The sequence below is a fragment of the Nocardia inohanensis NBRC 100128 genome (assembly GCF_001612945.1).
Classification (GTDB): Bacteria; Actinomycetota; Actinomycetes; order Mycobacteriales; family Mycobacteriaceae; genus Nocardia; species Nocardia inohanensis.
In genome coordinates, this window is the sequence record NZ_BDBK01000004.1 from 286,628 (window position 1) to 301,986 (window position 15,359).

The 15,359-nt window shown below is 70.1% G+C and carries 5 protein-coding genes; all 5 read right to left on the reverse strand.

All coding sequences use genetic code 11. The features are described from left to right. Positions 1–17: 17 nt before the first annotated feature. The 5 genes from NI1_RS13290 to NI1_RS13310 are packed head-to-tail and all read right to left on the reverse strand — an operon-like array spanning position 18 to position 15,249. Positions 18–4,631, reverse strand: a complete 4,614-nt coding sequence (locus tag NI1_RS13290) for a non-ribosomal peptide synthetase (protein ID WP_067819235.1) — start codon at positions 4,629–4,631, stop codon at positions 18–20. After that, entirely contained in the window at positions 4,628–9,784 is a 5,157-nt protein-coding gene (locus tag NI1_RS13295) for a non-ribosomal peptide synthetase (protein ID WP_084523107.1), read from the reverse strand. The genes NI1_RS13290 and NI1_RS13295 overlap by 4 nt, the downstream gene beginning before the upstream one ends. A gap of 17 nt (positions 9,785–9,801) precedes the next feature. After that, positions 9,802–13,197 carry an SDR family NAD(P)-dependent oxidoreductase gene (locus NI1_RS39260; protein ID WP_067819238.1) on the reverse strand — a complete coding sequence of 1,132 codons (3,396 nt, stop codon included), beginning with the start codon at positions 13,195–13,197 and terminating at the stop codon, positions 9,802–9,804. Then, positions 13,190–14,497, reverse strand: a complete 1,308-nt coding sequence (locus NI1_RS13305; protein WP_084523109.1) for a beta-ketoacyl [acyl carrier protein] synthase domain-containing protein — start codon at positions 14,495–14,497, stop codon at positions 13,190–13,192. The genes NI1_RS39260 and NI1_RS13305 overlap by 8 nt, the downstream gene beginning before the upstream one ends. Further along, positions 14,494–15,249: a thioesterase II family protein gene (locus tag NI1_RS13310; RefSeq protein WP_067819241.1), complete on the reverse strand. Its 756-nt coding sequence runs from the start codon at positions 15,247–15,249 to the stop codon at positions 14,494–14,496. Before NI1_RS13310 ends, NI1_RS13305 begins: the two co-directional genes overlap by 4 nt. Between the last annotated feature and the right edge of the window lie 110 nt (positions 15,250–15,359).

Here is a 15,359-nt window from a genome sequence, read left to right on the forward strand (position 1 = left end):
CGGTCCCCGGCCGCCGGTCAGAGCGCGGCGGCCAGGGTGGCGAGGGCTTGTTGCCAGAGGTCGGTGAGGCGGGTGGCCTCGGGTTCGGTGAAAAGGGCGGTGCTCCAGCGCCAATTGGTGGTCAGTTGCGGGCCGTCGGGGGTGGTGCCGATGCCGGCGATGACGTCGAGGGCGTAGCGCAGGGGGAGGTCGGGTTCGGGGTCGAGGGGGAGGGCGTCGTTGAGGGGGCCGGTGAGAAGGGTTACCGAGTCGGGGGTTCGACCGGTCAGGTCCACTCGGCCCAGGTAGTTGAATTCGATTTGGGGTTCGGGGGCGGTGGTCAGGGCCGGGCTGCGGGTGATGTAGCGGAGCAGGCCGTAGTCCAGGCCCTGATTGGGGATGGTGGTCACGTGGGTGGTGACCGAATCCAGGAGGGCGCGGGCGGCGGCGGGGTCGGCCTGGGCGGCTCGGATGTCCACCGCGGCTGCGCCTGCGCCGAGGCGGACAGGGAAGACGCTGGTGAACCAGCCGAGGGTGTTGGTGGTGTCGGTGGCGAGCAGGTCGTCGGCGCGGCCATGGCCCTCCAGGGCGATCAGGGCGCCGGCGGCCGGATCCTGGTCGCGTTCCTTGCGCCAGGTCGCCAAGGTCATGGTCAAGGCGGTGAGCAGGAATTCGCGGACGCCCTCCTCGCGGGTGAGGGCCGTGAGGATGCGGGCGGTGATATCGACGGGGGTGACGGCCGCGGCGACCCGGAGGGAGGACCAGGTGTCGGCGCGCGGGTCCGGAACACGGTGGCCGACAGCGGGATCCGGGGCCGCGAGTTGGGCGGTCCAGTAGTCGTGCTGGGCGAGGACCTCCGGTGCGGCGGCGCGGTCCCAGATGCTACGGGACCATTCGCGGTAGGAGGTGGACTCGGGGAGAGCGGAAGGAGCTGCGCCCGAGGAGATTTGCGTCCACGCCTCGGTGAAGGCGGCCAGCAGCAGGTGCCAGGAGACCACGTCCACGGCCAGGTGATGGATGGTGAGGAGCAGGACCTCGCCCTCGGGGGTGCCGGTGAACCGGACGGCGCGCAGCATATCGCCGGTGCGCGGGTCGATTTCGTCGTTCGCGGTGCGGGCGGCACGGTGAACGGCGGCGTCCAGGTCGGCGGGGGCGGTGATCGTGGTGAGCAGGTCGGCGGCGCGGATCGCACCGGCGGGCTCGGCCACCAGGCGGGGGCCGTCGGCGGTGTCGATGAGGCGGGAACGCAGGGTCGCGTAGTTGTCCACAATCGATTGCAGGGCCGATTCCAGTTGCGGGAGCTGCATTCCCGACGGGAGACGGAGCAGGGCCGTCTGGGTGAAGCGGCGGTAGTTGCCGTACTCGTACATCCAGGAGACGACCGGGAGCGGGAGGATCTCGCCGTGGGCGTCGTCGCCGGAGCGAGCGGCGGCGGGGGCCGCGTCCAGGGCCGCGGCCAGTTCGCGGATGGTGGGGGCGGACAGGACCATGCGCGGGGTCAGCGACAGGCCGCGGCGGCGCGCCTTGTTGACCAGGGAGATCGCGACGATGCTGTCCACGCCCAGGGCGAAGAAGTCGTCGTCGAGGGCCGGGATGCGGCCGTCGAAGAGTTCGGCCAGGACCGCGCCGAGCTCCTTCTCCGTCGCGGTGCTGGGGAGCGTGCCGGAACCGCTGCCGGACAAGGCTTCCTCGGCCTGGCGGAGCAGTTCGTGGCCGTCGAGTTTGCCGTTGGCGTTGACCGGCAGCTGCGGGCGGACCAGCAGGCGGGCCGGAATCATGTAGGAGGGCAGGCGATCCGCGAGCGCGAGGCGCAGGCGGGCGGGGTCCAGGGTGCGGCCGGGTTCGCCCACCAGGAAGCCGACCAGGCTCGCGCCGCCCGCGCGGCGGACCACGGTGACGGCGGCGGTGTCCACGCCCGGCAATTGCCTCAGCGCCGTTTCGATTTCGCCGATCTCGATGCGGTAGCCCCGCACCTTCACCTGCGCGTCGGCGCGACCCAGATAGCCGATGCCGCGATGCGGCAGGCGGCGCACCAGGTCACCGGTGCGGTACATGCGGCGGCCCGGGCGGAACGGGTCGGCGACGAAACGATCGGAAGTCGTTGCGGGACGGCCGATGTAGCCGCGCGCCAGCTGCGGGCCGGACAGGTACAGCTCGCCGACCACGCCGTGCGGGACCGGGCGCAGCATGGAATCCAGGATGTAGCCGGACATTCCGGCATTCGGGGTGCCGATGGTCGGGGTGTCGAACGCACCGACCGGAGCCACAACCGCTTCCACGGTGGTCTCGGTCGGACCGTAGCAGTTGTACACGGCGGTGCCGGAACCCTTGGTGGACAACGCACGCAGTCGCGCCCACAGCGCGGCGTCGATGGCCTCGCCGCCCAGCGCCAGCACCGGCAGCTCACCGTCCACCAACCCGGCGGCATTGAGCTGCGCGAACATCGAAGGCGTGGTGTCGATCATGTCGATGCCGTGCCCGGTCATGCCCGCCACCAGGCGGTTCGCGTCCCGCATCTCCTCGGCATCGAACAGGTGCAGCGTCTGGCCCGCGAGGAAACCGACCATCGGCTGCCAGGAGGCGTCGAAGCTCAGCGACCAGGCGTGCGCGATGCGCAGCGGGCGGCCCAGCCGCGCCATGGCCGGGCGGTACACGCGATCACGATGATCGGCGAAGTAGGCGAGGACAGCGGCATTGGTGCCCGCGACACCCTTCGGTTCACCGGTGGAGCCCGAGGTGAAGATCAGGTACGCGCACTGGTCCGGGTGCCGGGCCACTTCGGGCGCGATGGCGTCGCGCCGCGAAATGCGTTCGGCGACAGCGGGATCGTCCAGCACGAGCGTCGGGATCGATGCCCCGGCGATGAGATCGCGAGACTCGGCCACGGTCAGCAGCAGCGTCGGCTGCGACTGGCGCAGAATCGATTCGATGCGTGCCACCGGCAGCGTGGTATCCACCGGCACATAGGCGGCACCGGCGGCAAAGGCGGCGAGCAGACCGACGATCGATAGTGTGGAGCGCGGCATCACCAGCGCCACAACGGTTTCCGGTCCGACGCCGTGCGCGGCCAGTTCTCCGGCCAGCCGGGCGGCGGCACCCCGCAGTTCGGCGTAGGTGTACCGCTTCCCCGCGCTGGTCTGGAGCGCCACCGCATCCGGCGTCGCGGCACACTGCCGCTCGAACGCCTCCCATACCGAGCGATCCGGCACTTGGGCCCGGTCCGCGGAAGTGCCGTCAGCGGCGAGCGCATCGACGGCGCGCGAGTGTTGTTCAGCCACTGCGGTTCCCATGCCCGCCGCGTTCGCGGGGAGACCGGCGACGGCCGACAACTCGGCCCGCTCGGCGGCGATGAGCACATCCAGATCGTCGGGGGTGGCCCGGCCGATGTCGGGGAGCTGGCGCAGCACCTCGATCAGGCGTTCGGCCAGGGCGGGGGCAGAGAGGTAGGGCAGGGCTGCGGGGATCGCCTCGACGAGGACGATCAGGTCGCCGTCACTCAGGTGGGAGACCACGGTGAGGGGGTAGTGGGCGAGGGATTCCATCTCGATCGGACGGAAACGGGCGCCGTCCGGTGCGGTGACCTCTTGGATCGCATCGTCGATCGGTGCGTTCTCGAACACGAACAACGTGTCGAAGAGGCTGCCGTGGCCGGTGGCGCGCTGCACTTCGGAGAGGCTGAGGTAGCCGATGTCGCGCATGGCGGCGCAGTCGCGTTGCAGGCGGGTGCACTGGTCGACGACGCTGACGCCGCGTTCGAGGCGGTGGGTGACCGGGATGGTGTTGATGAAGAGGCCGACCATGCCTTCGACGCCGGGGAGTCCTTCGGGGCGGCCGGAGACCGTGGTGCCGTAGACGACGTCGCGGCGGTCGGTGAGGCGGCCCAGGACCACGGTCCAGGCGAACTGGACGGCGGTATTGAGGGTCAGGCCGTTCGCGCGCGACCACTGTTGCAGCCGTTCGGTTTCGGCGGCCGGGAGGACCAGTTTCGTCTTCTCCGGGACCGCGCCGGCGCGGGTGGCGGCGCTTTCGGCCAGCACCATCGGGCCGCTCAGCTCACCCAGGTACGCGGCCCATTTCGCCAGGGCGGCGGTGCGATCCTGGGTGCCGAGCCAGGCGATGTACTCGCGGTACTTGCGGACCGGCGGCAGGATCGCGGTGGAGCCGCCGGCCTGGTACACGGCCAGGAGTTCGGTGAAGAACACCGCGACCGCCCAGCCGTCCATGAGGATGTGGTGCGCGGTGAGGATCAGGCGGCGGGTGTCGGATCCGGGGACGTGCAGGATCAGGATGCGCAGGGCCGGGCCGCGGCCGAGATCGAACGGACGCCGCCGCTCGGATTCGGCGATGGCGTCGAATTCGGCCGGGGTGGACTCCCTTTCGGTCCAGGGCAGCTCGGCGTGCTTGGGCACGATCTGCACGGGACGCGGAACGTCCTTGTCCCAGAACGCGGCCTTCAGGTTCGGATGCCGGTCCAGCATGGCCTGGGCGCTGCGGCGCAGCAGTTCCAGATCCACCGGGCCGTCGATGTCCACCACGAATTGCATGGTGTACAGGTCGATTCCGTCGCCGGTCAGCCGGGACAGCGAGAACAGGCCCTCCTGGAGCGGGCTGAGCGCGAGGACGTCCTCGAGCTGCGGCGGGGCGGCGGTCACTGGGCTGCCCACGAGGCGGTGAGGGCGGCCAGCGCCGCATCGTCCAGACCGGATGCGCTCATCGGGGCGGATTCCTCCTGTGGGGCCGTATCCGGTTGCGCGGCAACCGGTCCGGCGGCGTCCGCGGCGGCGGCGAGTTCGGCGATGGTCATGTGCTCGAACACCAGCTGCGGGGTGACGTTCAGGCCGAGCGCGGTGGCGCGGGCCGACCATTGGATGGAGATGACGCTGTCACCGCCGAGGGCGAAGAAGTTGTCCTCGGGATCCACATCGTCGATTTCGAGGAGTTCCTCGAGCAGGGTGACGAGGGTCCGGATGGTCTCCGGGTTCGCCTCGGCCACACCGGCGTTCGCGGCCGCATCGGGTGCCGGGATCGCCAGCAGGCGTTCGAGTTCGGCGGCGGGCAGCACGACGAGGTCGGCGACCGTCGTGTCGGGGGCGGTGGCGTAGGCGTCCAGGGTGGCGGCCAGGGCATCGGCGATGCTGCGGACCGTTTCCGGCTCGTAGAGATCGGCGTTGGCGACCACGCGCACATCCAGGCCACCGTCGGCGGTGACGTTCAGGCTGAGGTTCAAATCCAGGAACGACACATCGAATTCGACGGGCAGCACGGTCGCCGTCGTGTCCCCACCGAGGCTCATTGTCGCCGGGGCCCAATCCGCGCCACGGAAATGCAGCATGGACTGGAACAGCGGATTGCGCGAACGCGAACGCGGCGGGTTCAGCGCCTCCACCAGGCGTTCGATGGGCAGTTCCTGATGTGCGTGCGCGTCCAGCACGACATCGCGGCCGCGCCTGACGGTTTCGCGCAGGGTCGGATTGCCGGAGACGTCGTTGCGCAGCACCGCCATATTGGCGAACAGGCCGATCAGCGGGGCCACCGCGGCCTCGGTGCGGGCGGCCACCGGGGTGCCCAGGGCGATATCCTCGCCGCCGCCGAGCTTGTGCAGCAGGGTGGCGACGATCGCCTCGTACAGCATGAATTCCGTTGCGCCACTTTGCTCTGCCAGCGCGGTGAGTCTCGCGCGGCGGTCGGCGGAGAGCACGAACGCGGCCACCTCGCCGCGCTTGCCGAGCACGCTCGGCCGCGGACGGTCATGGGCGACATCGATCTCGTCCGGCAGTCCCGCGAGGGCCGTGCGCCAGTGGTCGAGCTCGGCCTGACCGAAGACGCTGGGCTTGCCATCCGCGCCGGTGTCGAAGGCTTCGTGCTGCCACAGCACGTAATCCGGGTACTGCACGGTCAGCGGCGTCCACTGCGCCGCCCGGCCGGTCTCGACCCGGGCCCGGTACGCGGTGACCAGGTCCTCGAGCAGAATGCCCAGCGAGGCGTGATCGGCCACGATGTGGTGCACCAGCAGCGACAGCACCCGTTCGCGTGCGCCGAGCACCAGCAGGCGGGCGCGCAGCAGCGGTTCGGATTCGACGGTGAAGCGGTAGTCGGCGATCTCGGCGAGGGCGGCGTCCAGGCCGTCGGCCGAAATCTCGGCGATCTCGAACGGCACCTCCACGGTGGCCTGAACCACCTGGTAGGGCACGCCTTCCCGCTCGACGAAGGTGGTGCGCAGAGCCTCGTGCCGGGCGACCACGTCACCGAGGGCGGCGGTCAGTGCGGCGACATCCAGTTCGCCGTCCAGACGCACCGCGAACGGCAGGTTGCCGACCGCGCTCGCACCCTCCATGCGGTACTGGAACCACATGGCCAGCTGCGAGTAGGACAGCGGAAGGTATTCCGGGCGCACCCTTTCCGCCAGCTGCGGCCGGCCGGGGATGGTGCTGGTCACGGAATCGGCTGCGACCAGTTCGATTTCGGCGTCCTCGTCGAAATCGTCGTCCATCGAGTCGAGATCGATCTCGAATTCGGTGCGGAAACGCTCCACCAGCACCTCGGCCAGACCGGCGGCGGTCGGGGTGTCGAAGATGATCCGCACATCCAGCTCCAGGCCGAATTCGGCGCGGATCTGCGCGACCAGGCGGGCGGCCAGCAGTGAATGACCGCCGAGTTCGAAGAAGGAGTCCTCCGCGCCGACCCGCTCCAGGCCGAACAGCGCGCCGAAGATGGCGCACAGGCGGCGTTCGGTGGCGGTGGCGGGTGCGCGATGGGTGCGCTCCACGGCCGGGGTGGCGGCGGGCAGGGCACGCTTGTCGAGCTTGCCGTTGACGGTCAGCGGGATTTCGTCGATGACCGCGAAAGCGCTGGGCACCATGTACTCCGGCAGCGCGCCGCCGGCGTGGGCGCGCACCTGCTCCAAGTCGACCTGCTGACCGGCGGCCGGAACCAGGTAGGCGGCGAGCTGCGGGCCCACGGCCGGGTCCTCGACCACGACGACCACGCAGTGCGCGACCGACGGGTGCGAGGCCAGGGCGGCCTCGACCTCACCGAGTTCGATGCGGAAACCGCGCACCTTCACCTGTTCGTCGGCGCGGCCCACGAAGTCCAGTTCACCGAATTCGTTGCGGCGGGCCAGATCTCCGGTGCGATACAGGCGTGCGCCCGGGGTGAACGGGTCGGCGACGAAGCGGCTCGCGGTCAGATCGGCGCGGCCGAGGTAGCCGCGCGCCAATTGCGCACCGCCCAAATAGATCTCACCGACCACACCGGCGGGCACCAGGTTCAGCGCCCGGTCCAGGACGTAGGCGTGCACGTTCTGGTTGGGGATGCCGATCGGCACGATGCCATTGCCCTGCGGGCCCTCCACCGGCATGTGCGTGGCGCAGACGACCGCCTCGGTGGGGCCGTAATGGTTGCGCAGTTCGGCGTCGAAGACACCGGCGAACTTGTCGGCCACCTCGCCGGGCAGCGCTTCGCCGCCGACCGGAACCTGAGTCAGCGCACGCCATTCCGACACCTCGGGCAGCAGCAGGAAGGTGCTCAGCATGGACGGCACCATGTGCAGCACCGTCACGCCCTGCCGGGTGATGAGGTCGGCGACATAGCGGATATCGCGGAAGGCCTCGGGCTTGGGCACGATCAGGCGCGCACCCAGGGCGAGGGTGACGAAGATGTCCAGCAGCGAGGCGTCGAAGCTCACCGAAGACGATTGCAGCAGCCGGTCTTCCGCGGTCATGCCCCATTCGGCGGTGAAGCTGACCACGTGCTCGGCGATGGCGGCGTGCGCGACCGGGACGCCCTTGGGCTTGCCGGTGGAGCCCGAGGTGTAGATGACGTAGGCCAGGTTCTCCGGGCGCAGCGGGCGGCGGCGGTCCGCGTCGGTCGGCGCGGTCTCCGGCAGCTCGGCGGCGGCGGATTCGGCGGCATCGAGTTCCACGCGGCCCAGCACCAGGCGCGGGCGGGCGTCCTCGACCAGGTAATCGATGCGATCGTCCGGGTAGGCCGGGTCGATCGGCAGGTAGGCGGCGCCGGACTTGAGCACGGCGTAGACGGCCACCAGGAATTCGATGGAGGTGGTCATGCGCAGGCCGACGATGTCCTCCGCGCCGATGCCCGCGCGGATCAGCCAGTGCGACAAGCGGTTCACGCGGCGGTCGAACTCGGCGTAGGTGAGCTGGGCGTCGTCGGAGACCAGGGCGACGGTGTCCGGGGCGGCGGCCACGCTGCGTTCGAACAGCTCCACCATGGTGGTGGGCGCGATGTCGGCGTGCGCGCCGCGGGACTGGGCGAGGATCTCGTCGCGATCGTCCGCGCCCAGCATGTCCAGGTCGGCGATGCGGCTGCCCGGCGCGGTCAGGGCACTGTCCAGCAGCCGGATGTAGTGCGCGAGCAGGCGATCCACCAGCGGACCGGCCAGGGCATCGACCTGGTATTCGGCTTCCAGCACCGCACCGTGCGCGGATTCGGTCACCACGGCCAGGGCCAGGGGCACCTGCGCGGTGGGTGCGCCCAGCTCGTCCAGCTGGGTGGAGGTGATGCCGTTCAAGGCGAACCCGTCGGCGCTCTTGCGGACGCTGAAGCCCAGCCGGACCAGCTGATCCATGCCGTCACGACCCGCGACGCGCTCCGGATTGGCTTCGCGGACAACGCGATCGATGCCGACGGCTTGGTGCGCGAAACCGTTGAGCCAGGTCTGCTTGGTGGATTCGACCAAGCCGGTGAAGGTTTCGCCGTCACGCAGGGTTTCGCGCAGCAGCAGGGTGTTGCCGAAGTAGCCGATGAGCTGTTCCGCGGCGGCCGAACGACGGTTGGTGACGGGAATGGAGATGAGGAAATCGCCTGCGGCGGTGTAGCGCTCGACCAGCGCCGCGAAACCGGCCAGCAGCACCATGAACGGGCTGGCGGCGTGCTCGCGAGCGAAGACGTCGACGCGTTCGAGGAGGTCGGCGGGAAGGGCGACGGTGCGGCGATCGGCCTGCTTGGAGGTGACGGCGGCGGCCGCGCCCGGCAGCTCCAGGGGTTCGGGCAGCGGACGCAGGTTGGCGCGCCAGTAGTCGACAGCGGCCTGATCGTCGTCGGCGGGGGCGTCCAGCACCTCGACGTCCACGAATTGCGCGGGCGGCAGCGGCTTCTCGACGCCGTTGTAGGCGGCATTGAGCTCGGTGAAGAACACGCCCCAGGCGTCGTCGTCCCAGCAGATGTGATGTACGGCGAGCAGCAGCACGTGCTCGTCCGCGGCGGTCTTCGCCAGAGTGATGCGCAAGGGCAGGTCGGTGGCCGGATCGAAGGAGCGGCCGAACTCGCGGCGCGCCAGCACCTCCACGCGCACGCCCCGGCTCTGCTCCGGCAGGGTCGTCAGATCATGGGACTGCCACGGCACCGTGATGTCGTCGGCGAACACCTGGAACGGCTCGCCCTGCTCGTCGACGCCGTAGGTGGTGCGCAGGATGTCGTGGCGGGCGAACACCGAGGCCACCGCATCGCGCAAACGCTGCTCATCCAGTACACCCGAAAGCCGGTACGCCACACAGATGTTCAGCGTGGTGTCTTCCGGGTCGCGGGTCTGGAGGAACCACATCCGCCGCTGTCCCGCCGAGAGCGGCCGCCGCTCCCCCGCCGTGGTGCGGCGCACCGGTGTGGCGGGAGCGGCTGTCTCCAAACCGCTTTCGGCCAGCCGCCGGCGCAGCAACTCACGGCGACGGTCGGCCAGCGATCCGCCGGCTGCCGGGGCGGTCGCCGGACCGGGCGACGTCGACGTGGCGGCCGCCGGAGCCGCAGCGGTAGAGGTGGTTTCGAGCACGGTGGCATCGGTGTCTGACATGAATCTGGCCCCTAGCCCTAGTTGGTGTTCTCTGCCATGAGCAGCACGACGTCGTCGAAGGTCGCGCCGCCCAGGATCGCCGCCACCGGGAGATCCCGGTCCAGCGCGGACCGCACCCGCTTGCGGAAGTCCAGGGCCTGAAGGGAATCCAGGCCGAGGGCGACGAGCGGGGTGGAGCGGTCGAGTGCATCGGTGCCGTCCACGCCCATCACACGGCCCAGCTCGATCAGGAGTTGATCGGGCAGGGACTGCGCGGCGGGTGTTACGGCGGCCGGTTCCTCGGCGTGCGCGGCCTCCGTCATTCCGGCGTGCTTTCGGCCGGAATCCAACGCTGGGTTGTGGATCCCGGCTAAGAGCGTGCCGGGATGACCGGGGGTGGCGACTTCCATTGCTGCGGTCTCCAGCACCGGATTCTCGGGAACCTCTCGGAGCACCGCGTCCAGGCCGAAGGTGTCCAGCATGTCGCGCAGGAAAGGCCAATCGGCGGAGATGACCACCGCGTCGGTCGGCTGACCGGTGAATCCGGCGGCGATGGCCGCGGCGGGCTCCATCGGGTAGACGCCCGCTCCTTCGACACGCGCCATACCGGCGTCGTCCAGGGGACCCGCGACACTCCACAGACCCCACTCGATCGACGTGCAGTCCACACCCTCCGCGCGCAGGCGGCGGGCGACGGTGTCGAGCATGCGGTTGGTCACCGCGTACAGGATCTGGCCGCGACCGCCGAGGGTCGCCGCCATCGAAGAGCACAGCAGCACACGGGCATTCGCGGTACGCGGGACCGCCGCCAGGATGGTCTCCAGACCGACGACCTTCGAGGCGGCGGCGGTGCGCACCATGTCCTCGGTGATATCGGCCAGCTCGGCGTCCACGTAGTTGACCGCCGCGTGGATGATCAGGCTCACCGGCCGTCCGGCCTGGGCGGCCGCGAACTGACCGACCGCCTCGGGATCGGTGGCATCGCATGCGACGACGGCGACCTCGGTCGCGCCGAGACTCCGCAGCCGCGCGAGTTCGGCAGCGTCAGCGCCCTTTTCACCGGACCGGCTGAGCAGCGTCACGCGCCCCGCCCCGGATCGCGCGAAGTGATCGCAGAACAGCAGGCCCAGTTGCCCGGTGCCGCCGATGATCAGCACATGATCGAGATCGGCCGCCGCACCCGGCTCCGACTCGTCCGCGTGCAACCGCTTCACGAACACCTTGCCGTCACGCAGCGCGACCTCCGGCTCACCGGCGGTATGCAGCGCACCGATAACCCGTACGGCCTGCTCGGCACCGGACCCGGCCGGCAGATCCAGATGCCGCAGCGCCAGCCCGGGATGCTCGATCCCGATGCTCCGGAACCCGGCCGCCACCGCACTGTGGAACAGCTGCGGCACAGCGTCACCCGCGACCACGGACTCGCCGCCGATGGTCACCAGCCAGCACTCCCCACCCGGCCGCAATCCGGCCAGCGCGGGCAGCCACTGCTTGGCCGCGAAGAACTCCACCAGCTCGTCGATGGTGCCCTCGCCGTCGGCATCCGGCAGCGCGGGCCACAGGATGACGGCGGTGTCGAAGGCACCACCGCCCGGCGCGGCGAGGCCGTTCGCTGCGCTCCCGGCCACAGCATCGAGGTGGCCGTGCCCGGCAGCTCCGTCACGTCCGGCGGCCGCCGACGCACCGATACCGGAAGCCGCGGAGCCGTTACGGGCCGCATTGCCGGAGGTAGCGCTCAACGGTGTGACGCCGACGGTGCTCCGCGTGGTCGCACCGTTCGTGCCGTCGGCCGGTACGACGACCGGGCCACCGGCCAGGTCGCCAACGCCTCGGCCGGCCGCATCGAGCAGCAGGGCGGTTGCGCCGTGGCGGTCGGCGGCCTTCAGGAGCGCGGTCACCAGGTCGGTGCTGCGGCCGGTGGGGTCGATGAAGGCGAGGGTGCGCGGCGGCGTCATCGAGCGGCGCTCCCACGGGATCCAGGCTTCGATCAGGCGCTGCGGGGCCGGGACCGGGGGTAGCGGGGCCTTGATGCGTTCAGGGGCGTAACCCGCTGCGGCCCACAGCTTCTTGTTGTGCTGGATGGTGTGGGGGAAGTCGCGCAGGGGTAGCGATACCGGGGATTCGGTGCGCAGGGCCGACCAGTCGTAGCCGAGGTCGGAGACGGCGACGGCGGCCAGGTTGCGGGTGAAATCGCGGAGGGAGTCGGCGGTGCGCAGGGAGGTGCCCAGGACCCGGAAGTCGGGGGCGGGGCGGGCCGGATGGCGCGGGACCAGGGTGAGGTTCTCCTGGATGGCCAGTTGCAGGACGGGGTGCTCGACCACCTCGATGAGGGTGTCGATGCCGTCCGAAGCGGCGCAGACGATGGCGCGATCGAAGCGGACGCGGTTGCGCAGGTTCCAGTACCAGTACTGTTCCTGGGTCAGGTCCGGGGTGATCGCGGCCCCGAGAGTTGCTCCGTAGCTGGGGATTTCGGCGTCGACGAAGGTCTCGGTGTCCATTTCGCCGCCGAGGAAGCCCTCGAAGTCGGCACGCACCTCGGCCACGATGGAGGTGTGGGCGGGGTACGAGACGCCGATCTCGCGCGCGAACTGCCCACGCGCGGTAGCCATCTCGACCATGTCCCGGATGGTCTGGCGGTCACCGGAGATGGCCATGATGTGCGGGGCGTTGACCACCGAGAGTTCGGCCCAACCGGAGTGGCGGGCCAGCAGGGCTTCACAATCCTCGCGGTCCATGGCGAGCACCGCCATGGAGTAGCCACGCGGGGAGATGCGCTCGACCAGGTGGGCGCGATGGGTCACGACCAGGACCGCGTCGTGCAGCGACATGACGCCCGAGACCGCGCCGGCCGCCAGTTCGCCCTGGCTGTGACCGATGGTGGCGGCGGGACGCACACCGGCGGCGCGCCACATGGCGGCCAGGCCGGTCATATGGAACATCAAGGCGGGCTGCACTTCCCACACCGTGTCCTCGTACTGCCCTTCGTCCCCGCGCAGATAGTGCAGTGGCTGGGTGTGGCCGAAACGCTCGGCGTGAATGGCCGAGCAGGCGTCCACGGTCTCGCGGTAGGCGGTGGAGAGCTCGTAGTACAGCTTCCCCATGCCCGGGCGCTGACTGCCCTGACCGGGGAAGACGAAGCCGACTCGGCGGGCGGTGGCCGGACCGTCGCCGACCACGACACCGGGGTGCGGATCACCGGATGCGGTGGCGCGCAAGCCGTCCAGCAGCTCGGTGCGCGTGGTGACGATGGCCAGCGCCCGGTGGCGGCGCGGGGTCCGGGTGCGGAACAGCATGTCCGACACTCGATCCGGGGTGACGGCCGGATGCGCCTCCAGATAGCCGAGCAGCGCGGCCGCTTCGGCGCGCAGGCCGTCGGCGGTGTCCGAGGACAGCAGGACGGGAATGCTGCCATCGGGCAGGCGGTGGCTAGACATCGCTCTCCTCCAGGACCGGCATGGCGAGCAGGGCGTGGGCATTGGTGCCCGCAACCCCGAACGAGGAGACGGCGGCATAGCGCACGCCGTCGATCGGCTGCCAGGGTTCGAGTTCGGTGGCCAGGCGCAAGCTGGTTGCGGCCCAGTCGAATTCGGCGGTCGGGTCGTCGGCGTGCAGGCTGGGGGCGATCTGCCCGTGCACACCGCACAGCAGGGTCTTGATCAGGCCGAGCATGCCGGCGGCCGCTTGGGCGTGACCGGCATTGGACTTCACCGAACCCAGGCGCGGGCCGTTCTCCCGCGCGGTCCCGTAAGTGGCTGCCAGCGCGGTCAATTCGAGCGGATCACCGACGGCGGTGCCGGTGCCGTGGCCTTCGATCAGGCCCACCAGTTCGGCATCCAGATCGGCGGCGGCCAAGGTGGCGCGGATCAGGCGCTCCTGAGCGGCGGCGCTCGGCACGGCGATCGGCGCGCCCTTGCCGTTGTGGTTGACCCGGGAGCCCAGCAGCCGGCCGTAGATCCGGTGCCCGAGCTCACGTGCACGCGATTCCCGTTCCAGCACAACGACGCCCGCACCCTCGCCCCAGAGGGTTCCGGTGGCGTCGGCGGCATAGGAGCGGCAGTGCCCGTCGGTGGCGAGGGCATTGTTCTTGGAGAATTCGTAGAACGCGCCCGGCGAACCCATCACGCAGACGCCGCCCGCCAGCGCCCACTCGCACTCCCCCGCCCGGATGGCGGCGGCGGCCTGGTGCAGCGCGGTCAGCGACGACGCGCACGCGGTATCGACGCTGATGGACGGCCCGGTCAGGCCGAGCCCGTGCGAGATGCGCCCGGCGACCGCGCCCAGCGCCGTACCGGTGGCCCGGTACCCGCTGAACTCGTTGACCTCGGCCGCGCGCGGGCCGTACTCCATCAGGGAGACGCCCATCCACACGCCGGCGGAATCACCGTCCAGCGCACCCGGATTCAGCCCGGCGTGCTCGAGCGCCCGCCAGGCCACCCGCATACTCACCCGCTGCTGCGGATCCATCGCCACGGCCTCGCGCGGGGTGATTCCGAAGAACATGGGATCGAATTCGGTAGCGCCGGAAAGAAAACCACCGCGATCGCGAACGGGAGCCCAGCCGTCACGATCGCCGAGCGAGAACAATTCCGCCAGCGGCCATTCCCGATCACGAGGGAAAGGTCCGATCAATTCCCGGGATTCGGCCAGGGCGGCCCAGAATTCGGTGAGGGTCTCGATACCGCCGGGCGCTTCGACGCCCATCCCGACGATCACAATGGGGTCATCGACGCTCACGCCGCCACGCTCTTCTCCGCGACCAGCAGTTCGGCGATTCCGGCCACATGGTCGTTGAGATAGAAATGCCCGCCCGCGAACAGAGTCACCCGGCTGCCGCCGCGCGTATGCCCGTCCCAGGCGTACAGATCACGCGGGGCGACGAATTCGTCCTCGTCGCCGCCGAGCACCAGAATCGGCGCGTCCACGGCGATCTCGGCCGCGCAGGAGTAGGCGTCGAAAGCGCGGTAGTCGACCTTCATCACCGGCAGCGCCATGCGCAGCACATCACGGCTGGCCAGCACGTCCGCGCCGGTGCCGTTGAGGGCGCTCATGTGATCGAGCAGCTGCTCGTCCTCGGTCGGATGGCCCGGCAGGTCGGCGATGCGCACCGGTGCGGCGGCCGAGGAGGCGGCCAGCAGGCGCACGGTCATACCGGCGGCTTCGGCGAGGCGGGTGAATTCGAAGGCGACGACCGCACCCATGCTGTGCCCGAAAATGGTGAGCGGCGCACCGGTGTCGTGCGCGGAATCGCGGAACGCCTCGAAAGCGCCCGCCGCGATCTCCGGCAGCGTTTCCGCGGCGGCCTCCTTGGCGCGATCCTGGCGGCCGGGGTATTGGAACACCACGGCATCGAATTCAGCGGCGAGGGTTTTTGCGAAAACCCGGTAGGCGGAAGCGCCGGCCCCCGCATGCGGGAAGATGAGCAGCGGCGGGCAATCCGCAGAACCCGGAGTTTGAAATTGCCTGATCCATCCGAGTTCCCGTGGCATATCCCGTATCTCTCCTACACACATCCGACGGCACGCGGCGCCGGTTGATTCACCTTGTCCCCCTGAGCAGTCCGGGCGACCGTATTATCCCAAACTTAGTATAGGCTAGC